At 35.3% G+C, this 24,777-nt stretch carries 22 protein-coding genes and 6 pseudogenes; 12 read left to right on the top strand and 16 right to left on the bottom strand.

Annotated features, from left to right (window positions below):
• Positions 1–193 precede the first annotated feature (193 nt).
• From AAGD90_RS03260 to AAGD90_RS03325, 14 genes and pseudogenes are all read right to left on the bottom strand, one after another.
• A pseudogene (locus tag AAGD90_RS03260) lies at positions 194–856 on the bottom strand (major capsid protein); the annotation flags it as partial.
• Between the two features lie 29 nt (positions 857–885).
• Entirely contained in the window at positions 886–1,254 is a 369-nt protein-coding gene (locus tag AAGD90_RS03265; protein ID WP_341822142.1) for a head decoration protein, read from the bottom strand.
• Positions 1,247–2,341: a S49 family peptidase gene (locus tag AAGD90_RS03270; RefSeq protein WP_341822173.1), complete on the bottom strand. Its 1,095-nt coding sequence runs from the start codon at positions 2,339–2,341 to the stop codon at positions 1,247–1,249. The genes AAGD90_RS03265 and AAGD90_RS03270 overlap by 8 nt, the downstream gene beginning before the upstream one ends.
• A pseudogene (locus tag AAGD90_RS03275) lies at positions 2,301–3,503 on the bottom strand (phage portal protein); the annotation flags it as partial. The gene AAGD90_RS03270 and the pseudogene AAGD90_RS03275, both read right to left, overlap by 41 nt.
• Positions 3,504–3,607: 104 nt before the next feature.
• Positions 3,608–3,826: pseudogene (locus AAGD90_RS03280) on the bottom strand (phage portal protein); the annotation flags it as partial.
• 102 nt (positions 3,827–3,928) lie between these two features.
• The gene (locus AAGD90_RS03285; RefSeq protein WP_010962706.1) at positions 3,929–4,210 is read right to left on the bottom strand and encodes a type II toxin-antitoxin system RelE family toxin; all 282 of its coding nucleotides are present in this window, start codon (positions 4,208–4,210) and stop codon (positions 3,929–3,931) included.
• On the bottom strand, positions 4,201–4,461 hold the full coding sequence (locus tag AAGD90_RS03290; RefSeq protein ID WP_077188256.1) for a hypothetical protein: 261 nt from the start codon (positions 4,459–4,461) through the stop codon (positions 4,201–4,203). The genes AAGD90_RS03285 and AAGD90_RS03290 overlap by 10 nt, the downstream gene beginning before the upstream one ends.
• 40 nt (positions 4,462–4,501) lie before the next feature.
• The gene (locus AAGD90_RS03295) at positions 4,502–4,735 is read right to left on the bottom strand and encodes a hypothetical protein (protein ID WP_341822143.1); all 234 of its coding nucleotides are present in this window, start codon (positions 4,733–4,735) and stop codon (positions 4,502–4,504) included.
• A 3-nt stretch (positions 4,736–4,738) separates the two neighbouring features.
• Positions 4,739–6,568, bottom strand: a complete 1,830-nt coding sequence (locus AAGD90_RS03300; RefSeq protein WP_341822144.1) for a phage terminase large subunit family protein — start codon at positions 6,566–6,568, stop codon at positions 4,739–4,741.
• Positions 6,565–8,034 carry an ankyrin repeat domain-containing protein gene (locus tag AAGD90_RS03305; protein WP_341822145.1) on the bottom strand — a complete coding sequence of 490 codons (1,470 nt, stop codon included), beginning with the start codon at positions 8,032–8,034 and terminating at the stop codon, positions 6,565–6,567. Before AAGD90_RS03305 ends, AAGD90_RS03300 begins: the two co-directional genes overlap by 4 nt.
• A gap of 19 nt (positions 8,035–8,053) precedes the next feature.
• Positions 8,054–8,530 carry a hypothetical protein gene (locus AAGD90_RS03310; RefSeq protein ID WP_341822146.1) on the bottom strand — a complete coding sequence of 159 codons (477 nt, stop codon included), beginning with the start codon at positions 8,528–8,530 and terminating at the stop codon, positions 8,054–8,056.
• 183 nt (positions 8,531–8,713) lie between these two features.
• Entirely contained in the window at positions 8,714–10,489 is a 1,776-nt protein-coding gene (locus tag AAGD90_RS03315; RefSeq protein ID WP_341822147.1) for a hypothetical protein, read from the bottom strand.
• A gap of 26 nt (positions 10,490–10,515) precedes the next feature.
• Positions 10,516–10,647, bottom strand: a pseudogene (locus AAGD90_RS03320) (DNA methylase N-4); the annotation flags it as partial.
• 124 nt (positions 10,648–10,771) lie between these two features.
• Positions 10,772–11,227 carry a crossover junction endodeoxyribonuclease RuvC gene (locus tag AAGD90_RS03325; protein WP_341822148.1) on the bottom strand — a complete coding sequence of 152 codons (456 nt, stop codon included), beginning with the start codon at positions 11,225–11,227 and terminating at the stop codon, positions 10,772–10,774.
• Positions 11,228–11,861: 634 nt separating this feature from the next.
• On the opposite strand from AAGD90_RS03325, the pseudogene rhuM (AAGD90_RS03330) reads away from it, so the two are divergent.
• The 3 genes and pseudogenes from rhuM (AAGD90_RS03330) to rhuM (AAGD90_RS03340) form a co-directional block, all read left to right on the top strand.
• Positions 11,862–12,575 (top strand): annotated as a pseudogene (rhuM, locus tag AAGD90_RS03330) (RhuM family protein); the annotation flags it as partial.
• Between the two features lie 86 nt (positions 12,576–12,661).
• Positions 12,662–13,099, top strand: a complete 438-nt coding sequence (tnpA, locus tag AAGD90_RS03335) for an IS200/IS605 family transposase (RefSeq protein ID WP_341822150.1) — start codon at positions 12,662–12,664, stop codon at positions 13,097–13,099.
• 62 nt (positions 13,100–13,161) lie between these two features.
• On the top strand, positions 13,162–13,479 hold the full coding sequence (gene rhuM / locus AAGD90_RS03340) for a RhuM family protein (RefSeq protein ID WP_341822151.1): 318 nt from the start codon (positions 13,162–13,164) through the stop codon (positions 13,477–13,479).
• Between the two features lie 1,822 nt (positions 13,480–15,301).
• Here the strand turns inward: rhuM (AAGD90_RS03340) and AAGD90_RS03345 are convergent.
• On the bottom strand, positions 15,302–15,499 hold the full coding sequence (locus AAGD90_RS03345) for a hypothetical protein (RefSeq protein WP_341822152.1): 198 nt from the start codon (positions 15,497–15,499) through the stop codon (positions 15,302–15,304).
• A gap of 67 nt (positions 15,500–15,566) precedes the next feature.
• Between AAGD90_RS03345 and AAGD90_RS03350 the strand changes: the two genes are divergently transcribed.
• From AAGD90_RS03350 to AAGD90_RS07205, 6 genes and pseudogenes are all read left to right on the top strand, one after another.
• Positions 15,567–17,624 carry an AAA family ATPase gene (locus tag AAGD90_RS03350; protein WP_341822153.1) on the top strand — a complete coding sequence of 686 codons (2,058 nt, stop codon included), beginning with the start codon at positions 15,567–15,569 and terminating at the stop codon, positions 17,622–17,624.
• A gap of 34 nt (positions 17,625–17,658) precedes the next feature.
• On the top strand, positions 17,659–18,159 hold the full coding sequence (locus AAGD90_RS03355; protein WP_341822154.1) for a sigma-70 family RNA polymerase sigma factor: 501 nt from the start codon (positions 17,659–17,661) through the stop codon (positions 18,157–18,159).
• Positions 18,160–18,176: 17 nt separating this feature from the next.
• A pseudogene (locus tag AAGD90_RS03360) lies at positions 18,177–18,649 on the top strand (AAA family ATPase); the annotation flags it as partial.
• A 219-nt stretch (positions 18,650–18,868) separates the two neighbouring features.
• Positions 18,869–19,813: an IS110 family transposase gene (locus tag AAGD90_RS03365; RefSeq protein ID WP_265022222.1), complete on the top strand. Its 945-nt coding sequence runs from the start codon at positions 18,869–18,871 to the stop codon at positions 19,811–19,813.
• Positions 19,814–20,094: 281 nt separating this feature from the next.
• Positions 20,095–20,259, top strand: a complete 165-nt coding sequence (locus tag AAGD90_RS07200; RefSeq protein WP_410529990.1) for a hypothetical protein — start codon at positions 20,095–20,097, stop codon at positions 20,257–20,259.
• Positions 20,249–20,413: an IS3 family transposase gene (locus AAGD90_RS07205; protein ID WP_080717614.1), complete on the top strand. Its 165-nt coding sequence runs from the start codon at positions 20,249–20,251 to the stop codon at positions 20,411–20,413. Before AAGD90_RS07200 ends, AAGD90_RS07205 begins: the two co-directional genes overlap by 11 nt.
• 412 nt (positions 20,414–20,825) lie before the next feature.
• On the opposite strand, the gene AAGD90_RS03370 is transcribed toward AAGD90_RS07205, so the two are convergent.
• Positions 20,826–20,972: a hypothetical protein gene (locus AAGD90_RS03370; RefSeq protein WP_341822155.1), complete on the bottom strand. Its 147-nt coding sequence runs from the start codon at positions 20,970–20,972 to the stop codon at positions 20,826–20,828.
• Between the two features lie 535 nt (positions 20,973–21,507).
• Between AAGD90_RS03370 and coxB the strand changes: the two genes are divergently transcribed.
• The 3 genes from coxB to AAGD90_RS03385 are packed head-to-tail and all read left to right on the top strand — an operon-like array spanning position 21,508 to position 24,727.
• Positions 21,508–22,272, top strand: coding sequence for a cytochrome c oxidase subunit II (coxB, locus tag AAGD90_RS03375; protein WP_010962498.1), 765 nt, complete (start codon positions 21,508–21,510; stop codon positions 22,270–22,272).
• A gap of 15 nt (positions 22,273–22,287) precedes the next feature.
• Positions 22,288–23,838, top strand: a complete 1,551-nt coding sequence (gene ctaD / locus AAGD90_RS03380; protein ID WP_264373931.1) for a cytochrome c oxidase subunit I — start codon at positions 22,288–22,290, stop codon at positions 23,836–23,838.
• A gap of 1 nt (position 23,839) precedes the next feature.
• Complete coding sequence (locus AAGD90_RS03385; RefSeq protein WP_264373930.1) at positions 23,840–24,727, top strand: heme o synthase; 888 nt, start codon at positions 23,840–23,842, stop codon at positions 24,725–24,727.
• The last annotated feature ends 50 nt before the right edge of the window (positions 24,728–24,777 follow it).

Below are 24,777 nucleotides of genomic sequence, written 5' to 3' on the forward strand. Positions count from 1 at the left end.
TTGTAAACGGGTGCATACATATGTCCCATGCAACTATTCAAACGTATCGAGAGATGGGGCTAGTTTACCTTGATGGCTACGGTTGTAATACCAACTTTCATTCGGTCGCACACGCCCGTGGTAGCCCTATTCCTATAGTGAGTAGGGTTATCTTTCCCTCTTATCTCTTTTATATCACATTTTTAACTTACAATCTTTCATATGCTTCTTTTACTTTAGCATGAGAAGTTAATGCATCAAAAAACTCAGGGCTTACCAAGGCATGAATTCCAGTCATATATTCACCACTTAGATTATCTTCTATGTGCCGGAGTACTTCCAGACACTTACGTTTTACGTCAGTTGTTGCTGTTCCAAGGGCAAAATTTACTACTTTTGGTGTTATTTCAAATTCGTTGTACAGATTTAATAATTCTGACCCATCAGCATCTAAAATTATTCCTTTGAGCGCTCCCATTCGCAAATGCTCTAATGTTATCGCGTGTTTGTTTCTCATTAGCTGCAAATGATCAGTTATTACATCTGCCAGCGCTTTCAGTTCACTTTCTGATCCAAATGCTCTTATTCCTTGTACTTCTTCTGGTAACACTACATCATCGTGAGGAATATGTGGAATCGTAAATGTTCTTACTTTTCTTTTACCACGTTTTCCTACTGTTGCTGGTGCTCCTGGAACTTGCGTTGGTAGTAAACTTAATACTCCGTTGTGTTCTTCTATGGTAATATGTCTAAATCTTACTGACCTACTTGGAAACAAATTTAAATTTTCAACACGTCCATAATTTATCGGCAATATATTCATCGCATTTGTTAGTGCCGTCATGCTAAATGCTGTATTTGTAAATGGATTTTGCATTTTTTCCCCTTTATGTTTTTTATTATTTACTAGACCCCTTTGCGGATGATGATCCCTCGTCCTTCAAGTTGCTTTATTGCTGCATTTTTCTGCTCTTCAGTGATATTTGCTGGCCATACAACTGCATAATCAGCTAGCATTGCACTACGAGTAATAATTACTGCTTTGGCATTTTCTGTCGCATTTACATCACTTACTATTGCACCTATTGCTGTTTGTGTGCCATCTGTGGCAGTTGGATTTATTATCCTAATCATGTTGTCTTTATCACGACCAACAACTGTCCCTAGCTTCAGATTTTGACCCTTTGCTACCGTTATTTGGTCTCTTGAATATAGACTTGATGCCTCATACTTTAATAAGTCACCTAGATTATTTTGTTCTGTTATACTACTCATTTTGCTTTTCTCCTTTTGTTATATATTTTAAATGCCTACGACTTTTCGCTACCTGCATCATCAACTCTTCTCCTGAATTCTGTGGTATTGTACTTATTATCTCTGTCTTCTTTGTTCTTTCTGCAAGTAATTCCATTAAAACCTCCCTTGCTTGCTCAACACTTACACCCTGCTCAATAAATTCTCCTATTTTCTCTGGCATTCGTGATAAGTTACACAAACGTATTAATTCAACAACTTCAGTACGATACTTAGTTAAATTATTAGTTTTTAGGTCATTTGTAGTTTGTTCATTCATAATAATACTCCTGTTTTGATTAATAGATGAAAGAATTGTAATTCCATCTGCAAGACCTATTTCTACTGCTTTCTCGCCAAAATATAGCCCTGCTTCTGTTGATTTGATTGCTTCTACAGAAAGGTTTCTATTGCGTGCTATTAGCTCAACCAGCATTCCATATAAACGATTCACTTCGCTTTTTAGGTTTTCTAAACTCTCAGAAGTTATTGGCTCATGTGGATTTAAATCATTTTTTCTACTTCCTGCAAATACTGTCGTATATTTTATTCCCTGTTTTTCATCAAACCCACTTTGATCTATATGACTTGCTATTACTCCTATGCTTCCTACTCCTGAAGTTCTACTCACAAATACCTTTTCAGCGCTAGAGGCTATAGCGTACGCAGCAGAATATGCATCATCATTTGCTATTGCAATAATTCTCTTTTTTGTTCTTGATTCATAAATAAAATCAGCTAGGTCAAAGACACCGTTTACTTCCCCTCCTGGACTGTCTATGTCAAGTAGAATCGTCTCTATGCTTTTATCTTCTAAAGCGCTCTCTATCTCTTCATGAATATTTTCATACGAAGTCATATCTAAAATATGATCAAAAGCTTCTGTTTTTTTTGTCAAAACTCCATAAATACGTATTATTGCTATTCCTTTTGGGTTTATATGAAAATGCTTTAAGTTCTTAAAGATAGGTTGTTTGCTGTTATATAATGATAGTAGTTCAAAGCTTCTTCTCTCTACCATTACTGGTTTATTTATCCACACCACTTCCTCCCCTTTTATGATTAACATCAGAATCGAAACAAAGTCCAAAAGAATTAGCTCGCTTTTGATCTTCTACTATTTCTTGATCAATTTCTTCTACATCGTAACCCATTTCTGATACTACTTCCGATCGACTCTTAAATCCATTCCTTACTGCCATTTGCTGTGCTTGCTGGTCTTTCAGTGGATCCACCCAATCAAATCCCTGTGGTATCCATTTTACTTCTTTAAATACTTGATTATCTGTTGTAGAAAGCTCTCCAGATAAAGTGGCAAGTTCTAGCCATCTACTCCATACTGGTCTGCAAAATTGGAATACCATAATGTTATGTTGCAGCATAGCGCATCTACGACGAAACTCTATTAATCCTGCTCTGATTGATGAATAATTAACACCGGTTAAATCTTCTGTTAGCTGCTCATATGTTATCCCTGTACCTATTGCTATTGCCCTCAGTTGCTGTCTCATGAATGCTTCATAACTTCCTCCAACATCTGATGGCTCTGAAAATTTTATGTCCTCTCCTGGGTCTAAAAGCTGCATTGTTCCAGGTTCCAGGCCAGATAGTGCTACTCCTTGCTCATTTGCTTGCGCCTCACCTAAAATATTTGCTTCAGGATCAAGTCTTGTAATAAACCCTGCAAACATTGCTGCTGTCTTTTTTCTCACCAGCTCTGCATCATCGTATTGATCAAGCTCATAAAGCTTTAGCAGTATATTAGAAAGCCATGGCTCCCCTCTAATTTGCCCAGGTCTTAATGGTCTATAAATATGTAAAACATCATTTGCTGGCACTCTCACTGATTCTCCAAATGAGCCTTCTCCTGGATGTTCTCGAAAAAGGAAAAAAGCTTCTCTTTGCCCAAGCCTGTTAAACTCAATCCCGTTTCTTATTACATTACCATTTCCTAAAGTTTGATTTGTTTTATTATCTAAATGTTCAGACTCAAGTACTTGCAGTTGTAATGGCACAGAAAATCTATCTTCCAGCTTTCTCGTTCTTAAACGTACAAAACATTCTCCTCCCTCTATCATACTTCTGCATACTAGAGCTTGTAATCCATAAAAATCACTTACTCCATTACTGTCCGCTTCATCTGTCCATTTTAGCCATAATTCTTGTATTTTCTTTCGAAATTCTCCATCTCTTGCTTTTGATTGTGGTTTTATTCCTGTTCCAATAGAGTTATAGCTCTTTTTACAATAATCCGAACAGACCGTAATATGCTACTGGCCTGCTATAGCCATAAACACATATCTTATCGCATTCGGACTATTATAAGAAAGGCTATACTTACTATTGTATCAATGATATTTGCTGCATATGGATTTTTTCTCACCATATCACGTGATCTACTACGTAAAGTTTCAAGGTTTTGAGAGAGTAAGCTATTTATATTACTTTTCTCCGGTTGCCAATACACTACTCTTCTTCCTGATCCTGCAGCATCCCATGCAGAGCTTTTTATCTTTGGTTTGTTAAATAATTGCTTGAATGATTTTAATAACATTTTGCCTCTTTAATTATGCAGCAAGTTGTTGCACAATTTGACATTGAAAAATTATAGCAAGTTGCTAGAGAATTTGTTTAACAGATTGTATGTAGAGAGTCATTACTCTGGACTACGTTTATAAATTTCTTTTCGATGTCCTATTGCTGCAATCTTGACCATGTGCTCTGAGTTATCTATTAAGTATATGACTCGATAATCGCCAACACGCAACCTAAAGTAGCCTACCCATTTATGCGATAAAGCCTCACCTACTTTATCAGGAATAATTGTGAGACGTTTTTCTATAGCTTTTTGCACCCTTAACCGTATTGTTTTCGGAAGAGAAGGAAGATCTTCGGTATCTACACCTTCTAAATAACCAATTTGGTAAATTATTCCCACTTGATATCTTCATGCCTAATTATTTTTGCTCCAGGAACATTACGTTTAGCAGCAAGTTCAAGTAGAGCTATTTCTCCTTCATCCATTTCGTCACCTTCAGATAGTTTACTTACTTCAAGTTCTTCTTCTACTAGATCTTTTACAATCTCTTCTATAGGTCTATTTTGAACTTTCGCCATTTCTATAAGGTAATGAGCAAACTCCCCCTCAAAATTTACATTAACATTAATCCTTCCTTGATTTTGATCCATATTATTCACTGCAAGATATCAACTTCGAATTGTAACACTTTTATATAATTTTGTCAATCCCTTTACTCGTTGAAAACACTATCTTTCTCTTTGGCTTCACACCTGCAACTTTCAGTTCAGCTTTAATACGTTGCCTGAGCTCCAATAAATCCTTTATTTGAACTTCCCCGTACCGCACAACATGGTCACCATAAGCAATTGATACTACTCGCTCTCCATTTTGCAGTTTTTTTATCGCTTCTTCGACTTGAATTAAATATTCTTCGTTATACATTTACTACTTGCTGATCCACTTGCTTTTGACTATTTTCTTTGATTTTTTACTTTCTGGTTTTTCACTCAAACTATTCCATTTACTCTCTGGCCAACGATCAATTCCAAGCGCAATAGATGCTGCTCTTGCGTAAATTCGGCAATCTAGTACTTCATTTCTTTCTCTTACCTTTTGCCACTCTTGTTTGGTATATCCTTTCACTACTTTACTGACTAATTGCTCTGCCGTTAGCTGCTTAAAATATTCAGGTGCATACTCAGGAAAATGACAATATCCTGCTGGCACTTTCTCTTTTTCCCCGCTTTTTAAAATATTAAGTAGCTGAAAAAGCTCTGACTTTAATATCGATACCCCTACTGGCCACAGCTTTATTCCTCTTTTCAGCTTTTGACCACCAACTGTTATATCTACTCTACTTGGGCTGCTAAGTGGTACTAGCGCTTTATTTACACCTTTCACTGCCATTACTCTTCCCGATCCTTGATGACTTCTCACCCAGTTGTAAACTTCCTGCGTTGCATACCCTGCATCAACCGCCATCATGCTTATCATATATTCAAGCCCATTTTCACCGATAAAATGATGATTTAAGAGCTCAGAGAGTTTTCCCCATACTTCTCCACCTCCTGTATCTCCTTCAAATACTCGATAGTCTATTGACCAACTTTCACGGCTTTTTCCCCAGGCTACAACTTCTACTTCTAACCGATCTTTTTGGACATCTACTCCTGCTGTGAGAACTACTTCGCCTTTTGGTACTGTGCCTATGGGGAAAAATTCTCTTCTGTTAAATAGTTGCTTCCAGTCTGGTACTTCTCCTTTGTCTACCCAGGTTTCTCCAAGCGTAGTATTTATCCAAACCTTCAGTAATTGTTCACTTTCCTTTGCATGCAGAAAATCCTCTACTGCTTGTTGCCAACTATACCAGCCAACTGGACTATAAAGACTTGAAAGATGAAATCCTTTTTTCTCACCTTTTACTCTACTAGTAGGCCTCCATTCTCCACGCTCAAGCATCTCTGTCTTTTGATGATTTTCTATCTTTTCACCACATTCTACACATATATAGTGTGCTGTATTTGGATTTTTATCTTCCCATTTTATTTGTGACCACTTTAGAACTTGATAGTAATTACAATGCGGGCATGGTACAAAAAAGTATCTCTTATCTGTTGCTTCAAATTCCTTCTCAATTCTGCTTATTCCATGAATCGTTGGTGTTGATACTAAAAAAATCTTTCTACGTGCAAAAGTGTTAGTTCGAGCAATACTGAGCAGTACTGGATCTCCTTCTCCTCCTGAATCTCCTGGATACGCATCTATTTCATCAAGAAAGAGGTATTTTACTGGCATAGATCGGAGGCCTACACTGCTATTTGCTCCAGTTATTACTACTATTCCACCTGGAAATTCCTTGCTTTGTACAGTATTGCCCGAATCTCTTGACCTTGGGTCTTTTACTTTACTTTTTAAACATGGTGTACTTTCAATCAGTGGCGCAAATCTTCCTTTTGACCAACGTTTTCCCATTTCAACTGTTGGCTGCACAACTAACATTGGACCTGGTGTCTGATCAATGATGTAGCCTATCCAATTGTTACCAGCTTCTGTTCCTCCAATCTGCGCTCCTTTCATGAATACTACTTTTTCTGCAGGTGAAGATGGAGAAAGTGAATCCATGATCTCTTTTAAATAAGGAGTTCTTTCCGTTCTCCATTTTCCTGGCTCTGATGCTGCAGTTGGTGCTAAAACTCGATACTCATTCGCCCACTCTGATACTTTAAGTAGTGGATCTGGTCTTAAACCTTCAGAAAAAGATGTAGCATAGATCATACCTTAACCCTACTTATTGCTGGTTCTATCTCAACATCATTAACAGTAGAACTACATTCCTCCAATTCCATAAACATCTTTTTCTGAAATTCGTTTTCTATATATCTTTTGCTCATCTGACTTATGATTATTGCTATAACAAGCACAAATACCCCTGTTATTGTTGCAAAAATGATTGCACCGCTTATTGTTGTTGCTGTTAACCCTATACATACCGCTATTGCTACTGCACTTACTGAGGTAGAAACACAGATTACATTATTGTATTTTCTTACTTTTGCATCTCTATGCTCCATACACCTATAATAAATTGGTACAGATCTGCCTATCTCATCTGGTAATTTGATACTCTTTTCTTTAAATAAAGTTTTTAGCAATTCTAAATTATTTGACTTGATTGCTAAGTGCAGAACAGGTGTATAGTTTGCTCCTTTTTTCAGCAATAACTTTACTACATGTAAATGCCCTTTTTCTGCAGCAAGATAAATCGGTGATAGACCTTTATTATTTACAATATCAATATTGATTTCTTCTTTTAAAATTGCATCTACAATCTCAATTTCTCCTCTTTGTGCAGCTAAATGGAGTAGACTATTCTTTTCAGAACCGTATTTATTACTCACCAAAGCCTTCTTTATCTCAGATTTAGCGTAATCAAATGGTGTCTTGCCGCTATCGTCTTTTACCAGAGGGTCTATATCTTCTCGCGTTAGTAAAACTTCTATTGTTTTAAGTCTTTCAGCGTAATGTAGTGGTGTTTTATTTTCGTAGTCTTGCAAATTGACTTGAGCATTAGGCTCCTTTATTAAGCATTTGAGAATATCAAGACATAAGTCTCTTTCATCGTAATTAGTATTACTTACAGCTATATGAACAGGTGACAATTTCATTGAGTTTTGTCCTATGCGCGCGCTATTTACATCTGCTCCAAGCTTCAGCAGTAACTTTACTATCTCCAACTTTTTATTATTAACTGCATAGTGCATTGGTGTCTGATTTCGTGCATCAAAGACATCTATTTCAGCTTTTCCTTCTTCTACTAAAATTTTGACAACATTTCCATGTCCTATGCCTGCTGCTAGATGTAATGGAGTATGATGCAGAGCATTTCGTGCATTAACGTCAATACCTTTTCTGATCAAATATCTCACTGCATTAACTTCACCTATCATTGCGGCCAAATGAAGCAAGCTATCTTGCTCTGATCCGTATTTATTGTTGATTAGCGCTTTCAATATTTCTGCTTTTTTCCCTTCTTTGGCATAATCTAAGGAGGTTTTGCCTTCATTGTCCTCAACAAAAGGATTAATATTCTTCTTCGTGAGTAACAAATCTACCATGCTTAATTCATCAAATTCTATAGCACAATGTAGTGGTGTCTTTCCATTTAATCCTCTGACATTAACATCTAATCCAGGTTGATTAATGAGACACTTTATTAACTCCAAACTTAAGTTATCAGCCATTTTATATTCAAAATCTTTTTTATATTTGAAATTTAGTATTAGATAACTCTTGTAATGAGTTTGTAATCTCTTCAGTTAGCGCCATATGAATCTTTTCAGTGTCACTCAGTGATGCAAGCAATGCTGAAACTCTATTTGGAATATTAAGTAAATTATTACGGACAACTCTTGCTACATTAAATGCATCGCGCTTTACTTCTTCTACTGCTACAAGTTCTCCTATCTCAGCCCTAGCTTTTGCCTCAAGAAGTTTACCTCGTTCCATTTCATTTTTTATTCTGGTTTTTAGCAACATCGTGGAAAGGTTACTTGTATTTTCTGGATTTTTCCTCCTCAGTGGCTGACTTGGATCTCTTATTGCCGCTACTGCTTCATTTGCTTGTTCTCTATTGATCAAACCATCCTCCAACTCAACTATTCCTTTTTTTACTAAATAACAGACATATTGCTTTGATACTCCTATCTCTCTTGCCCATTCTGTTTGTGTGATTTTCACTTTTTTTTCTCCTCTCTCTTGTTTCTACGAATTTTCTTCTTGAATCTCTGAAAAGGTTTTGCCAGTATCAGCAATTCCCTACCTGTTTATACTTGCCGGCGTCTTAGAGATATTTTACTAATATAGAGCGAAGTACTCCGGTTTATAGCTGCTTTCTTTTTACATAGTGAAATTTGGCTATTTTCAACTAATACTATAAATTGCATCTTTGTAGTTATGAGATTCAACCACTACTTGCTCTAGCGTTAAACTGCTGCATTTGGCATCTTTACTATGGTTTTCTTCAAGCACTTTTGTCCTTGCTTCCTTTATTTCCTCAATGAACTTTCCATTAACTTTTTCTGGTTCAATTCTTTCCTCACAATATACAAGATTTGTGCAATTTGTTTTTCTGTAGTAATGTACTCCAAGGAATATCACTGATAGTGCAAGTATACTCGAGCCTATAAGTAGTGATAACCCTACGTTATTAATCAAAGCGTTCTGGTAAAACTTCTGTACACTATTAATACCACCTTCTACATACAGTAATAAAGGCAATACTATATTTACAGCAACCAAACTGCTTAATAATGCTGTAAATAATGGCCTATCTTTGATTACTGATTCTACTTTATTTCTTCTACTAATGACTTTGTCGTCAATATTAATGAAGTTGTTCTTACCCTCCCAAGCGTTAAGTGTAAAATGCGAATGAGTACCATTGCCGTATTCCAGTTTGACTGATTTTATTACTTTATCTTTTGGTTGATACTTTAGCACCTGATTCAAAGTTTCATTCGCATTCTTTCCCCCTATTTGACACTCTTCAGTATCTCTAAATTGCTTTATTCCACAAAATATCGGACTAATTGCAACCAATAATGCAACAGCTAGAATTGGTATAGTTACATAGATGACACTGTTTGCAAAAAATGCAATAAATTGTGCTTTATCCTGTAAATATACCAAAGCTGCAGAAACGCTAAGTGCAACAGCAGCTATACCGAAAATTATAAATTCCTTCTGCTGCACTGCATATTTTACTCTTGGCAAAATTCTATTTGTTTTCTTTTCTTTTTTAATTAACGGGGTTTCTTCATTATCACTTTTTTCTGATGAGCTAGTTGAAAGTGTAACTGGACTATCATGATTTAATGACATATTCTCCCATCCTTGATTGCCACAAGACTCACTCATCTCTGCACTTCTATTGTCTATTCCACTATCACTTCCTTCCAAACTCTTTTTTAAAAATTTTGTATTCAGATCTACAGGTTCATCAATTGATCCTTTCTTAATTGATGTTTCTTCAGAATTTGAATTTTCTATCTCTGGACTTTGATCATTTATTTTACCATCTAAACCTCTTTTCGAGAATCTTTTACTTTGGTCTATAGTTGCATACATAGGTTCTCCTATAGCTTCTTGCTCATCACATTTTTCTCCATTTAATTGGAAAGAAGAATGTGGTAGCTTTGGTGGTGCAATATCCTGAATAATACTCAACCGATGATTTTCTGCTGTTCTAGGTGAAGGTGGAGCTACATTTCTAATATTGTCCTTCTCCAACATTCCATTCCTAGGTAACGGCTTTGGTTTATCTCCTAATTCTATATCCTCTTCCTCTTTTTGCATTTCTTTTGTGTTGTCTATTTGGGAGTTGGAAGATGTGTTTGATGCTGCCTCAAACTGATCAAGAGAATACGGACGGTTATATTCTATTCCTTTTTCCTCACAAACTGTATTAAATTCATCCTCTGTATCTTCACCCTTATCCAACACTGAAAGTGCATCAAATTGATCAGCACCTGCCTCATCCATTCCTAGTGTAATACTGCCATCACTACCATTACTAATCACATTTGAAAAAGCTGCTTTGTATTCAGTGTTGCACTGCTTCAGGTCGTGACTACCACAAGTTTGCTTCATATGTTTCTCCTTAATAATAGGTGTTTGCTTCGTACCTTTTTCAAACAATTCAATTCTCTCCTTAACAGATAGTGTAGAATTGGAATACGAAAGCCAAATTCCCGAATAGAAGCACACATTCTGTTGACCACATCGTCATTTTTACGTGGGTTACGCTCATATTCAACTAGGTTTCGAGTAGGATAGTAGTGGATTGCTAAATTCATATAATTTAAATTCTTAATAATTAAAAAGTTAATATTTAAAATATCTCTGACGCTAAAGAAGGCCTGGAGTCAGCACCACCAAACCCGCCAGTATGGCCGAAAGGACCCACTTTTACGGTATTTTTTATGTGTTAAAATCTTTACCAAGATTCATAGCGTAAAACATTAATGCCAAAGCATCTGCCTCATTATCATCTCTAGGTGAAAAACTTTTTTCACGTATCGCTTCAATAACTTCACTCTTACTTGCATTGCCTTTGCCTGCTATAAAGCGTTTTATAGTCTTTACAGGAACACCTTTGTATGGCACATGATGCTCTTCACACCAAGCAGAGAGAACAGCCAGAAAACCACCGTAGCAATGCGCTGCATCTGTTCCTAAATGTCTTCTTACTTCCTCAAAATACACTGCAGTGAACTTATGTTCTAAAGAGTTAAGCCAATTACGGAAACTCAAAAAGCACATGCCACCTCCACTGAAACGACTACCATGAAAGCTTTTGCTCCCACTTTGAATTGCTCCATCTGTCAGAATTGCCCAGCCCGTTTGTTTGCCGAGGTCCAGTGTTAGGATTGACATTTGCTATTATTAAAATTACAAGTAGCACTTACTCCAAAATATCGTCTGGTTTCTGCAAAATACACTAGCAATTCATAGGTTTTTGTAGACCAACAACGGAAATTCGAGAATTATGTGCTACTGCAGAAAGTTGTTTTCTTATTATATATATTCACCAAAATTACAAAAACTGTTCAATTTTTTTTGCAAAGGATAAAAACCGTTGCTTGCAAGTTTGTTTTGTAACAGTAAGATTACTAAAAATACCATTTAATTAAGTTTTAAAGGGTACTAAGTGCATTCTTTGATGAGGTGCTGAGATTGATCTATAAAGTTACACCTAGCTTTAAAATGAAGTTTTTACCTCATCTAAAAAAATACAAGTATATTCAATGTTTGTTTGCCGAGTTTTGAATTGACACTTAAAGCTTTTGTATTTGAAGCACATCCACAAACTACATCAATGCCCTTCTATTATATATATACCGGATTTCTCACCACTTTTTCCGGGATTTTCTAAAAAAAAGTTAAAATAATTTTAAAACTGCTTATCAGCTAAAGAATAAAGCAGATAGTTCTCTATTTTTAGAGTTTTACAGTTGCTTGTCTTTTTTACAAATAACCCATATGCTACTTGAAGTAAGGTAGAGTAGATATGATAATAAATGGGAACGAAATTTTATTATATACAACTCCAGATGGAGACGTGAGAATTGATGTTTTGTATCGAGATGAAAACATTTGGCTTACACAAAAAAGAATGGCAGAGTTGTTTGATGTTAATATTAGAACAATTAGTGAGCATTTACAGAACATATTTGCTAGTCAAGAGTTAGATAAAGATTCAGTTATCCGGATTTTCCGGAATACTGCTGAAGATGGTAAACAGTATCCTACACAATTTTATAATTTGGATGCAATTATAGCTATTGGTTATCGAGTTAATTCTAAAAAAGCAACATTGTTCAGAGTATGGGCTACGAAAATTTTAAAGGATTTTATTATCAAAGGATTTGCATTAGATAGCGAACGACTAAAAAACGGAAGGAAGTTCGGTAAAGACTACTTCAATGAGTTACTTGAAAAAATCAGGGAAATACGAGCATCCGAACGTAGGTTTTACCAGAAGATTACTGACATTTATGCTGAATGCTCTGCAGACTATGATCCAAATTCAGAAATAACAAAACAATTTTATGCAAAAGTACAGAATAAATTATATTGGGCGATTTACGGCTTGACTGCAGCAGAGCTAATATATTCTCGAGTTGATCATAAAAAACCACATATGGGACTAACTACTTGGAAAGATGGTCTAGGTAATAAAATTCATAAGAGTGATGTAAGTGTTGCAAAAAACTACTTGACTTTCCATAAGATGGTACAAGCCTCCACCTTCTAGGTGGAGAAACTTTAGTTTGTCAATGTCATAACTGTACTTTATAAAGTATAGTTATGACGGAATATGACAAAGGAAAACACACTGTATTTTATCATAGGTACCATATAGTCTGGATTACAAAATATCGGTACAGAGTATTAACTAAGGCTATGAAGGAGAGAATACGAACAATCATAGCAGAAGTATCTGAAGAAATGGGGATTAAGATAGAAAACGGAGTAATATCATCAGATCATTTACATTTATTCGTAGTAATACCTCCTCATATAGCTGTGAGTGATTTTGTTCAAAGAGCCAAAGGCAGGTCTTCACGCAAAGTTCAACAAGAATTTCCAGAGCTAAATAAAATGTACTGGGGAAAGCGTTTTTGGGGAAGAGGATACTTTAGTGCTACCAGCAGACATATCACAGATGAAGTCATTAATGAGTACATCAATAAACATACAGATGCACATCAGCCTCATTCTATATCTAGTATAAGATTGGAGTAGCTTTAGCTTCTCATCGCGCTTCCAGCGCTATATCCAACCTTTCGGCTCTCAGCCGATAGTGGTTGAGTGAAAAAGAATTAAGTGAACTAAATCACATTGTTTCAATGTATCTAGATTATGCAGAACTTCAAGCAAGAAAGCATCGGCTAATGAAAATGCAGAATTGGGTTGAAAAGTTGGATGCATTTCTATTGTTCAATGATTATGAAGTACTTAAAGATGCTGGTAAAGTTAGTGCTGAAGTTGCAAAAGCTCTAGCTGAAGGAGAATACGAAAAGTACAGAGTTATACAAGATAAATTACATGAATCTGACTTTGATGAATTAATTAAAGCAAGTAAAGAAAGTGAGAAAATAACTACAACAAAAACCAGCTTGTAGTTGAGCTATCTGTGTTTGACATCTTGCTTTTGTTTTAATTTCAAGGGGTGAACCACCCTAGTGAAAACATAAATCTTTGTCTCCATTGTACGCGATAAAATTGGAGACGTAAATAAATAAATTTGTCTCCATCTTGAACTATTGAGAGAGTTTTGTAGCTTATGTTTATGGCAAAACTTTTTTCTTTATCTTCACCTACAATTTGTTTATAGAGATTATTTAAAATATTTCCTTAAGAGTTTTAAATAAAAGTCGTTATATTTCAATAAGACCTCCAAAATAACCAGCTCTTGTTATATATATTTACCTAAATTACAAAAGCTGTTCACTTTTTTGAAAAAATATTTTACAACAAATAAAAAACATGATAAAATGAAACAAGGTTTTTTGTAGTAAGTAAAAGTTTAAGGTAAAAGATAATTTAGAAGTGCCTCATAATCGGGTTTTGAGCTACCTTACATAAGTAACTTAGGTCTTAGTAGTATAATTGTACCCTGGAGTCGTAGAATCTTTTTAAAACGATATTATTAGCCATCTTGTTTTTTGTAAGCATTTGTCTTTCATCTTTTTTTAGGTTATCCAAAATGCAATAGCAGGTTTTTCATATTTTTGTCTCTGTGTTGTATTTTTATTTAGGGCGATCTGATTCATTAAGTCTTTTGAAAATGGAAAAGTAATATTTTCACACACTAAGTGGCTAAAAGCATAGAAATTCAGTGAGTTAAGTATAGTATGTTTTTGTTCCTAATTTTTCAATTTTACTGGAAATCACAAAACTCAGAACAGCTTCTTATTCCTTAAAACCTTACTTTGAAGAATAGGCCACACATTTATCTTCCTTTGAGTGATGCCTTTAATTATCTTACAATAACTAGGTTTATGTCTACTAATATCATGAAATGCAGCTGGTCCACCTGTATGCGTAAGTAGTTAGAGTAGGTTATAGGCGACTTTAAAAAACCGGTTAATTGCCACTTGAGTTTATTTTTTAAATGACTTTTATATTTCGGTTAAAAATTAAAATGGACGGTATATTAGCCTTTTTGAAAACCATTTCAGTTGAGCACCAGGTTAAAACTTATTACAGTTCATGTCTTTTTGCTTAACTTGTTATTTAAAAATTAAATATTTAAGCACGTTAATAATATTTAGGTAGGTATTATGAAAGGTACATATCCTATATGTTCTATTATTATATATTATTATTTATTATATATATAATATATAAGGTTTTACCCGAAACTGGGCTACACTCAAAAACCCTCTATAATCCTAGCTTTTAAAGCAATTAAGAAGTTTTTTTGAATTTCAAACTTAAATTACTCTTAACCCTTTAATATAGCCGGATTTTTTCCTTTTAGGAGATTTCATTTTCCAATCTAAAATGGCTTAAACTGCCAAAAATCTATGTAATCTCGAATCTAAAATGCTTAATTCACAAATAATTATTATAAATAACTTTACTAATACCACATTTTTGTGGCTACTTCTTATAGACGGAAAATCTCTCCCCTGGGTATATTGTAAACACGTTAAGCTCTATTAAAGTTTAATAGAAAAATCGTAATGAAAAAAATTTTAGAGCAATTCATATTTCGGACTGCATTTCTAGTACAAAGAGTCCATTTAGTGGGGTATGAAAGCTAATAGAAAGCGGAGTTGTGCAAAATTTTTTAAAAAAGTGAACAGTTTTTGTAATTTTGTCGAACTTACTATAGTAAGACCTAGCAAACCTGGTCTTCTGAATTGCAAATATTTGGAGTAAATATGGGCAGTATCAACTTATGATTGAAAAAAAATTTCTCTACCCTTCCGGAAAAACCTATGAGAAATCCGGTATTATAGCCTTTCTTATAATAGTCCGAATGCGATAAGATATGTGTTTATGGCTATAGCAGGCCAGTAGCATATTACGGTCTGTTCGGATTATTGTAAAAAGAGCTATACTATAGTAAAAGGTATAGAGACATCTCTCTACCCATTTATGACTGTATTTTAAATTACCAGCCTTTAAGAACATCATCATGAGCTATGTAGCAGAGACATTTTGTCAACAAACATAGCTTATTTTAACAGGAGAAAACAATATGCATGACAAGCAAGCTTTATTTGAAAGAGCAGCAGAAGTAAAAGCAGAACTACTCTCAAGAATAGAATCATCTTTATCCTACTTATTACCAAATGGTACTTTCCACGGAGGTAAGTTCTATGTTGGTAATATTAGAGGAGATAAAGGGAAAAGTTTAGTAGTAGAAACAAGAGGAGAAAGAGCCGGATTATGGCACGATTTTGCTACTGGTGAAGGCGGAGATATACTTAATCTCTGGTGGGATGTTACTAGTCAGACTAAGTTTCTTGATACCATAGAAGATATAGAAAAATGGCTTGGTCACTCAACAAACCATAAAGAAGAATTTTCAGAACGTTTAATAGCATGTTGGGACTATCATGATGAAAATAATCAAGTAATAGCTAAAATTTACCGTTATGATAGCACTTCAGGGAAAAAACGATATAGCTGTTTTGATGTAAAAAACTCAAGTAGTACTGCTCCAGATCCAAGGCCTTTGTACAATGTTCCAGGTATAATTAAATCCGATAAAATTGTTTTCGTTGAAGGTGAAAAATGTGCTGAAAGTTTAATCAGTAAGGGCATAACAGCCACAACAATGATGTTTGGGGCAAATTCACCTGTAAATAAAACAGATTGGGCTCCGCTAAAAGGTAAACACATAACCATATGGCCAGACAACGATAATTCAGGTCAGAAATATGCTGAAAATGTTGCAAAGAAGCTTTTAAATATAGGCGTTGCATCGCTTTCTATTCTTAAAATTCCACAAGATAAACCAAAAGCTTGGGATGCTGCTGATTGTATTAAAGAAGGAGTAGACGTCAAAAGATTTTTAACCTCAACTGTTTCTCTCCCATATACAAAAAACGTTACTTCATTTCCTGTATTGCAGTACCTAAATGACAAATCACCAATGCCAGAAGACATAATTGCTCCTAGAGTTTTAACTCCTAGTGGTCTTTTAGTTTTTGCTGGCGCGCCTAAAGTGGGAAAAAGTGACTTTCTTATTTCTTGGCTTTTTCATATGGCATCTGGAACTCCATTTTTTGATATGGTGCCAAAAAGGCCCTTAAGAATCTTCTACCTTCAGACTGAAATCGGTTACCACTATATGCGTGAACGGTTGCAACAGATGAAACTTAGTGAAGAACTTATTAAACTTGCTGCAAACAATTTAGTTATTACACCACAGACTAAGCTGCTTTTAAATGAAAATGGCATTAAAGATATCGTAACTGAAGCAGAAAGAAACTTTGACCTAAACACCATTGATATCATAGCGGTAGATCCATTGCGTAACGTTTTTGATGCTGATGAATACGGTAACGAAAATGATAATAATGCCATGATTTTCTTTCTCCAGGAGAGAGTTGAAAAACTGCGTTCTCTAATCAATCCAGATGCTGGAGTTATTCTTGTGCACCATACAAAGAAAATGCAAAAGAAACTATTAGAAGAAGATCCATTTCAAAGTTTTAGTGGCGCTAGCAGCTTACGAGGATTCTATACCACTGGAATGATCATGTTTAGGCCTGATGAGAAGAACAGCTATCGTCAACTGATGTTTGAGTTACGTAATGGAAATTCTGTTATGCCAAAATTTGTTGATAAAATTAATGGTCATTGGTACGAAGTTGACGCTGAGTCACAAAGGTTAATAAATAAAGACTATGGTGAAAAACTAGATGCCGAACGTTCTTGTAGATATGACATCATCTTGGACTTAATATGTGCAGAAGGACGTAAGGGTCATGCTTATACAATTAATCAGTTTTGTCAGGCATTTGAAAATAAAGAAGGTCTTGGCAGTACACATTCTATACGTGATCGTCTCGATGTCCTTGCTACCAAAGGCTACGTTAAATTCAACAAAGAAGGCAAAAACGCTGCAAGAAACAAATACGGAGTACTTTGCGTTGAAGGTATGGAATTTGGGGAAAAAATATTTGATCCAGAGAAGAATAAAAAGGTTACAGTCTATCACAGATTACTACCCACACACTACAAGTCACCACACTATGGCAGCGTAATTCCTGTAGAAAATCCAAATACTTGGGTTTATCACAATTAACACTTTAATCATTTCTTAATTAGAGGGGCAAAATATGCATTCTAAAAATTCCTATATTGGTATTAACCCAAAAGTTGTTAAACACATACGACACTATGCTAAGCTTCTGAAGAGAGGAAAAGCTTTTGCTTATAAAGACATTGAAGATGTTGAGCAAGATCTTTTACTTGACTGTTTGCCTGGCCTTAATGAACTTGAAGGACATTTTATAAAACAGTACGTTAAATGCCGTGCTCTTAATTTAAAAGAGAAAGAACTATGTAAAAAACGTACCATTAATTTTATTGATGAAGCTTTATACGAAGAGAGCGATGAAAGTCTTGAATATAGCTCCGCAGTACGCATTGACGTAAATGAAGCAATTGCAAAGTTACCTAGAGAGTTAAGAAAAATATGTAAACTATTGGCAGAAGATCACAGCATTTGTGAAATTTCCAGAAGGACTAGTATACCAAAATCAACTCTCTACGACACAATCAACAAACTACGCAAAGAGTTTTCCCACCTAAAAACATACCTAAAACGAGATTTCTAACTATAAGGGGGAAAAACATGAAAATAATAAACAACAAAGAAAGAGCAAAAATAGTAACAGGTGTGAAAATGGTAATCTTCGGACCTTACGGAATTGGCAAGACTAGCTTACTCAAAACTCTCGATGAATCAACAACACTTTGTCTTGATTTTGAAGCAGGACTTCTAGCTGTTCAGGATTGGAAAGGAGATTCAACTGAGATTCGCACTTGGAATGAAGCCAGAGACATTGCTTGTCTTATTGGTGGTCCAAACCCTGCATTAAGGTCTGATCAGGCATATAGTCAAAAACACTACGAGCATGTATCTAGTAAATATAAGGAGTTTTCCTCTGAGTTTTCTAAATACCGATGCATCTTTGTAGATAGTATAACCGTTGCCTCACGTTTATGTCTATTATGGGCAAAAATGCAACCTGAAGCTTTTCTGAAAGAAGTGGAAAGCAAGACATGAGAGCTGCTTACGGAATGCTTGCTCAAGAAATTGTAAGTTAAAAATGTGATATAAAAGAGATAAGAGGGAAAGATAACCCTACTCACTATAGGAATAGGGCTATCACGGGCGTGTGCGACCGAATGAAAGTTGGTATTACAACCGTAGCCATCAAGGTAAACTAGCCCCATCTCTCGATACGTTTGAATAGTTGCATGGGACATATGTATGCACCCGTTTACAATCTTAAATTAATTAAACTATCGAGGTTATTTATTATGATTACATCTTATCAAAATTTCATTGGCATTGATATCGGAAAATTTAAAAATGTTGCTGCAGCTTATAACCAAAGGAGCGCTATCAAGTTTGACAATGATGCTACTGGTTGGCAACAGTTGTTTCAAAAATTTTCAGATATCCTACCTAATTCTCTAGTAACTTTAGAAAACACTGGAAAATATGAGCTTGGCTTAGCACATTTTCTTGTTGATAAGAATGTTGCTGTACATCGAGCTAATACTCGTAAAGTAAAAAGTTTTATCATATCACATGGAACTTTAGCAAAGACAGATCAATCAGATGCAAGAGCCCTTGCTCAATATGGTTTTGAACGCTATAGTGCTCTATCTCTATTTGTGCCTATGTCAAAAGAACAAACCGCCTTAGTTGCACTCTGTCAACGTCGTGATGACATTACGCAAATGAGAACTCAAGAGAAATGTAGGCTTGCAGCACCTGAAAACGACTATATAAAGGAAAGTTGCCAAAAAACAATAGACTTTTTTACCAGTCAGATAAATGAGTTCAACGATGCCATACAAAGAATTATTGATAAAAATCCAGAGTTACAAAAGCGTCAAAAAATCTTGAGAACAGTGCCAGGAATAGGTCTCAAGTTATCACAAGTTTTTGTGTGTCTAATGCCAGAACTTGGCCACCTAAACAAAAAAGAAGTTGCAAGTCTTGCTGGAGTTGCTCCACATCCAAAAGAAAGCGGTAAAACTATTGGTTACCGAAGGATAACAGGTGGTAGAAGCAATGTTCGTGCAAAGCTTTTCACAGCTGCTATGGCTGCTGCAAGATCTAAATCTGCACTTGGTGCTTTTTATTCTGATCTTATTGGTAGAGGTAAAAAGAAGATGGTAGCTATAACAGCTCTAATGCGAAAAATCATAGTAATTGCCAATGCAAGACTTAAAGAAGCAATTAATATGAAATAAAAAAAAATCTGCATAGAAAATAGGTTAACGGATATGTGCGTCTACACACATTTAAAGCACATATTCGTTAACCATAAAATCTAAGCAGTGGTTGCTGTTTGATATAAATTTCTTTCTGTATAAACTAGGATCTTTGTTACCAAAATACATTTTTCAATTGAATAAAAATACAAAATTATCAACAAATGAGACTAAATTCAAAAAATTTTAAAAAACATAGTTGATGGCTATATTTGGCAACAATAATCGATCTATATTCACGCATGGTAGTTGGCTGGTCAATGAGCAGTTCAATAAATAAACAATTGGTTATGGACTCTTTATTAATGGCCGTTAACAGGCGTAAACCTGCCAAAAATCTACTATTACATAGTGATCAAGGTTCACAATATACTTTGCAAGGTTATCAATATCTCTTATCCATAAAAAACATAGATGAGTCATAAAGGTTGTTGTTACGACAATTCTGTTGTGGAAAGCTTCTTTAGCTCATTGAAAAGAGAAATACTTATTGATACTTCACAACACTCTGCTCAACAAACTAGAACTGCAATATTTGAATACATAGAAATTTTTTATAACAAACAACGTCACTATTAACTATTGCATTCCTGAGCATTTTGATTCATCATTCTCTTTGTGAAAAACATTCCAAACTTTCTCTCCACTTTTTCTGGGTAAGGTCAAAAAAAACGCCGATATTTTAGTACATAGTAAATAGCCAACCACCACGGGGCTTCTTTTGCCTTTTTTTTATTTGGTAAATTTCTTAATGTTTATGGCTAAACGACAATCGTCATCCCGCTACGTGTTAGCGGGATCTAGAGATACCGCGAATGAATCGCGGTATGACGGTTTGTGGCGGCATGACGATAAGGTTTATACCTTGTCATCCCAGTGCTTGACACTGGGATGACAGCTAGCCTGACAATCGTCATCCCGCTACGTGTTAGCGGGATCTATGCTTTGAGATACTGCGAATGAATCGCGGTATGATGGTTAAGTAAGGGATCTATGCTAAGAGATGCCAAAGACCTTCATGAAACTTTGCCCATTTGGCTTCTCTAAAGATTTCGTTTACAGAATCTAGTATAGCCTTTCTTATAATAGTCCGAATGCGATAAGATATGTGTTTATGGCTATAGCAGGCCAGTAGCATATTACGGTCTGTTCGGATTATTGTAAAAAGAGCTATAACTCAGCTATGCAGAATAAAAAAAGTTTGTATGGTATACAAATAGTGTGTTTTTTTTATAATTATTTTCTATAATACATAAACCTTTGGTCCAAGCTGTAAATGCCACCATAGGCATTAAAAGTTAATTAACAAACTGCAATGTATAATGAAATAAAGAAACTTGTAAGACTTTGATCTTACAGATTATAAACTTGTCATAAAGTTTAATAGTGTCTGTTACTGCTTTTAGGTGTGAGGCTAGAGGGTTATTAGCAGTAACAGACACTATTAAACTTATTATAGAATTTACTTAAAGTAAATACTTAATTTAAAATATTATAATATTTTTACTTACAATAGATTTATGTAAATGCTTTTTTCCTCAATTAGTATTGTACTATTATACTTGTTGAATGCTAAAAAATTATTAACCATCACTAATCTCTATTTGCATAGTAAGTTTATATATACTATTATACAGTATATCACTTAGTTTTATAGCAAACAAACAAAAGATATGGTGAAGTTATTTGCACTATTGATAATATTTTACTCAAATATATCTGTTGCCTCTGCTCCTACTTCCTGGCAATTTGGATTTCCTGCTCCTGCAACTGAAGTAATGGAGGCTGTAGTTAGGTCACATTCGTTTGTGATGCTTGTGATGGTTACAATAATGCTTTTTGTGTGGGCGCTGCTTGCTTATATAGCGTTTCGCTTTCGTAAAAGCAAAGTAACAAACATAAGTAAAACTACCCATAGTGTTCCTTTAGAAATTATTTGGTTTGTTATACCAACTATCATTGTTGGAATATTAGCCTTTGAAAACGCTAAATTACTGAAGCTACAGGAAGAAATACCGAAAGCTGATATAACACTGAAAGTTATTGGCCATCAATGGTATTGGAGTTACCAATATCCAGAATATCAAGGTGTGTCATTTGATAGTTATATTAAGGGAAAAGAAGACTTTATCGAAGGAGATTTAAAGCTATTCTCTGTTGATAACAACATCATTTTACCCGTTAATACTAACGTTCGTTTACAAGTTACAGCAGGAGATGTGATACACAGTTGGGGAGTACCGGCTTTCGGTGTAAAAATTGATGCGATACCAGGTAGGCTGAATGAGGCGTGGTTTAATATCAAAAAGCCTGGTGTTTATTACGGGCAGTGCTACGAATTGTGTGGTCAAGGCCATGGATTTATGCCAATTGTTGTTGAAGCAGTAAGCAAAGAAGATTTTAATAAGTGGATTGAAAATAGAAAATTAGTGAGTTAAATTTGGAGTATAGATATGAGTGACGCACCAAAGGGCATAAAGCGTTGGTTGTTTTCCACCAACCATAAAGACATAGGGACACTGTACATTATTTTTTCCATATTAGCTGGAATTATTGGTGGATTATTATCGGTGATTATTCGCACTCAGCTAATGCACATTAATATACTTAACAATAACTATCAATTATATAACGTAATGGTTACAGGGCATGCGTTGATAATGGTGTTTTTTATGATAATGCCAGCCCTCATGGGAGGGTTTGGTAACTGGTTTGTACCTCTCATGATTGGCGCACCAGATATGGCATTTCCTCGTATGAATAATTTAAGTTTTTGGTTATTAGTGTCATCTTTTATTTTGCTCATTCTCTCAGTGTTTATTGGTGAAGGTCCAGGTACAGGTTGGACTTTATATCCACCTTTATCACAGGTAATGTCCCATCCAAGTGCAGGAGTTGACATTGCTATACTTGCACTTCATGTTGCTGGTATGTCGTCAATTGTTGGGGCGATCAACTTTATAGTTACTATATTTAACATGCGCACAAAAGGAATGTCATTAACTAAGATGCCACTGTTTGTTTGGTCTGTCTTGCTAACAGCATTTATGTTGATTGTTGCCTTACCAGTGCTTGCCGGTGCTATAACTATGCTTCTTACTGATCGCAATGTTGGTACTTCCTTTTTTGATCCTGCAGGTGGTGGTGACCCTGTGTTATTTCAACATTTATTTTGGTTTTTTGGTCATCCAGAAGTTTACGTAATTATTTTTCCTGCATTTGGCATCATAAGTCAGGTTGTATCAACTTTTTCTCACAGACCTGTATTTGGTTACATAGGGATGGTTTATGCAATGATAGGTATAGCAGTATTTGGCTTTATGGTTTGGGCTCATCATATGTTCACTGTTGGGCTTAGTGCTGACGCTGCTGCATTTTTTAGCACTACCACAATTTTTATCGGTGTTATAACTGGTGTAAAAGTCTTTAGCTGGATTGCAACTATGTGGGGTGGAGCAATTGAGTTTAAGACCCCTATGCTATTTGCACTAGGTTTTATTTTTATGTTTGTTGGCGGTGGCATAACGGGAATAATTCTTTCTCATGGTGGAATAGATAAGCTCCTGCACGACACCTATTATGTTGTTGCTCACTTCCATTATGTCATGTCACTTGCTGCATTATTTGGAGCTTTTGCTGGCTTTTATTATTGGATTGGTAAAATGTCGGGTAAACAATATAATGAGCGCTTAGGTCAAATCCACTTTTGGCTTACTTTTATTAGCACCAATATCACTTTTTTACCTCAACATTTCTTAGGATTAGCTGGTATGCCAAGGCGTATACCTGATTATCCTGATGCGTTTATCCCTTGGAATTATATATCCTCAATTGGTTCGTATATGTCCTTTGTTTCAGTTATGTTTTTTGTGTTTATAGTTATACATCTCTTTAAATGGGGCAAGAAAGCTGGAGATAATCCTTGGGAAGGTGACACCTTGGAATGGACGGTATCTTCACCACCGCCTTTTCATACTTTCGAAAAGCCACCAGTGGTAAAATAGAATGTACACAAGTGTTTTGCTAAATGTTGAATCAACAATACTGGATTTTTGGCGTTTGCTGAAGCCAAGGATAATGTATCTTGTGGTATTTACTGCAGTTGCTGGTATGGTTACTGCACCAGGTAGTATGCACCCTTTTCTAGCACTAATATCTCTTATATGTGTTGCTCTTGGCTCAGGATCTGCAGGTGCTATAAATATGTGGTATGACAAAGACATAGATCTGCTCATGGAAAGGACAAAAAACCGCCCTATACCTTCAGGTAGAGTTTCTGCAGAAAGCGCGCTTGAATTTGGTATAACTCTTGGAATATTGTCAGTATTTATCATGGCAATAGCAGTAAACTATATTTCTGCTGCTTTACTTGCAATCAGCATATTGTTTTACGTTTTTGTATATACGATCTGGCTCAAAAGACGCACTCCGCAGAATATCGTTATCGGTGGTGCAGCAGGTGCTTTCCCTCCAATGATTGGCTGGGCAGCTGTGACTAATTCTGTCAGTTGGGAAAGTTTCATTTTATTTTTAGTAATTTTTATGTGGACTCCACCACACTTTTGGGCCCTATCTTTAAATAAGTCTGAAGACTATGCAAAGGCATCGATTCCAATGTTCAATATTGTTTATGGTCCGGAAAAAACAAGAAAATATATATTAATTTATAGTGTTTTGCTGGTGCTAACTAGCTTGCTTCCGGCTCTATTTTTGAAAAAGGCTTTACTTTATCTAAGCATGGCAACCTTTGAAGGTTGCGTTTTTATTTGGTACGCTGTATCTGTTATGAAGTTCAAGAATCACAGCTCACAGAAAAAAATGTTTTCTTATTCAATTTCTTATCTATTTTCCCTATTCGCCAGTATTATTTTTTGTTCTATTGATTTATTTTAGTTATGAAAGAACGGCAGAAGCATAAAAACTATTTTTTACTTTTCCTTTTG

Source organism: Wolbachia endosymbiont (group A) of Ischnus inquisitorius (genome assembly GCF_964026985.1).
Lineage (GTDB): Bacteria > Pseudomonadota > Alphaproteobacteria > Rickettsiales > Anaplasmataceae > Wolbachia > Wolbachia pipientis.

What these genes read in the sequence shown, in the direction of transcription:
- AAGD90_RS07205 (WP_080717614.1), top strand. Translation starts at nt 20,249, where the DNA reads ATGAGTCATAAAGGTTGTTGTTACGACAATTCTGTTGTGGAAAGCTTC.
- tnpA (WP_341822150.1), top strand. Translation starts at nt 12,662, where the DNA reads ATGACGGAATATGACAAAGGAAAACACACTGTATTTTATCATAGGTAC.
- AAGD90_RS03305 (WP_341822145.1), bottom strand. Translation starts at nt 8,034, where the DNA reads ATGGCTGATAACTTAAGTTTGGAGTTAATAAAGTGTCTCATTAATCAA.
- AAGD90_RS07200 (WP_410529990.1), top strand. Translation starts at nt 20,095, where the DNA reads ATGAGCAGTTCAATAAATAAACAATTGGTTATGGACTCTTTATTAATG.
- AAGD90_RS03325 (WP_341822148.1), bottom strand. Translation starts at nt 11,227, where the DNA reads ATGTCAATCCTAACACTGGACCTCGGCAAACAAACGGGCTGGGCAATT.
- coxB (WP_010962498.1), top strand. Translation starts at nt 21,508, where the DNA reads ATGGTGAAGTTATTTGCACTATTGATAATATTTTACTCAAATATATCT.
- AAGD90_RS03370 (WP_341822155.1), bottom strand. Translation starts at nt 20,972, where the DNA reads ATGCTACTGGCCTGCTATAGCCATAAACACATATCTTATCGCATTCGG.
- AAGD90_RS03365 (WP_265022222.1), top strand. Translation starts at nt 18,869, where the DNA reads ATGATTACATCTTATCAAAATTTCATTGGCATTGATATCGGAAAATTT.
- AAGD90_RS03385 (WP_264373930.1), top strand. Translation starts at nt 23,840, where the DNA reads ATGTACACAAGTGTTTTGCTAAATGTTGAATCAACAATACTGGATTTT.
- AAGD90_RS03355 (WP_341822154.1), top strand. Translation starts at nt 17,659, where the DNA reads ATGCATTCTAAAAATTCCTATATTGGTATTAACCCAAAAGTTGTTAAA.
- AAGD90_RS03265 (WP_341822142.1), bottom strand. Translation starts at nt 1,254, where the DNA reads ATGAGTAGTATAACAGAACAAAATAATCTAGGTGACTTATTAAAGTAT.
- AAGD90_RS03290 (WP_077188256.1), bottom strand. Translation starts at nt 4,461, where the DNA reads ATGGATCAAAATCAAGGAAGGATTAATGTTAATGTAAATTTTGAGGGG.
- AAGD90_RS03270 (WP_341822173.1), bottom strand. Translation starts at nt 2,341, where the DNA reads ATGTTAATCATAAAAGGGGAGGAAGTGGTGTGGATAAATAAACCAGTA.
- AAGD90_RS03345 (WP_341822152.1), bottom strand. Translation starts at nt 15,499, where the DNA reads ATGTTCTTAAAGGCTGGTAATTTAAAATACAGTCATAAATGGGTAGAG.
- ctaD (WP_264373931.1), top strand. Translation starts at nt 22,288, where the DNA reads ATGAGTGACGCACCAAAGGGCATAAAGCGTTGGTTGTTTTCCACCAAC.
- AAGD90_RS03350 (WP_341822153.1), top strand. Translation starts at nt 15,567, where the DNA reads ATGCATGACAAGCAAGCTTTATTTGAAAGAGCAGCAGAAGTAAAAGCA.
- AAGD90_RS03295 (WP_341822143.1), bottom strand. Translation starts at nt 4,735, where the DNA reads ATGTATAACGAAGAATATTTAATTCAAGTCGAAGAAGCGATAAAAAAA.
- AAGD90_RS03300 (WP_341822144.1), bottom strand. Translation starts at nt 6,568, where the DNA reads ATGATCTATGCTACATCTTTTTCTGAAGGTTTAAGACCAGATCCACTA.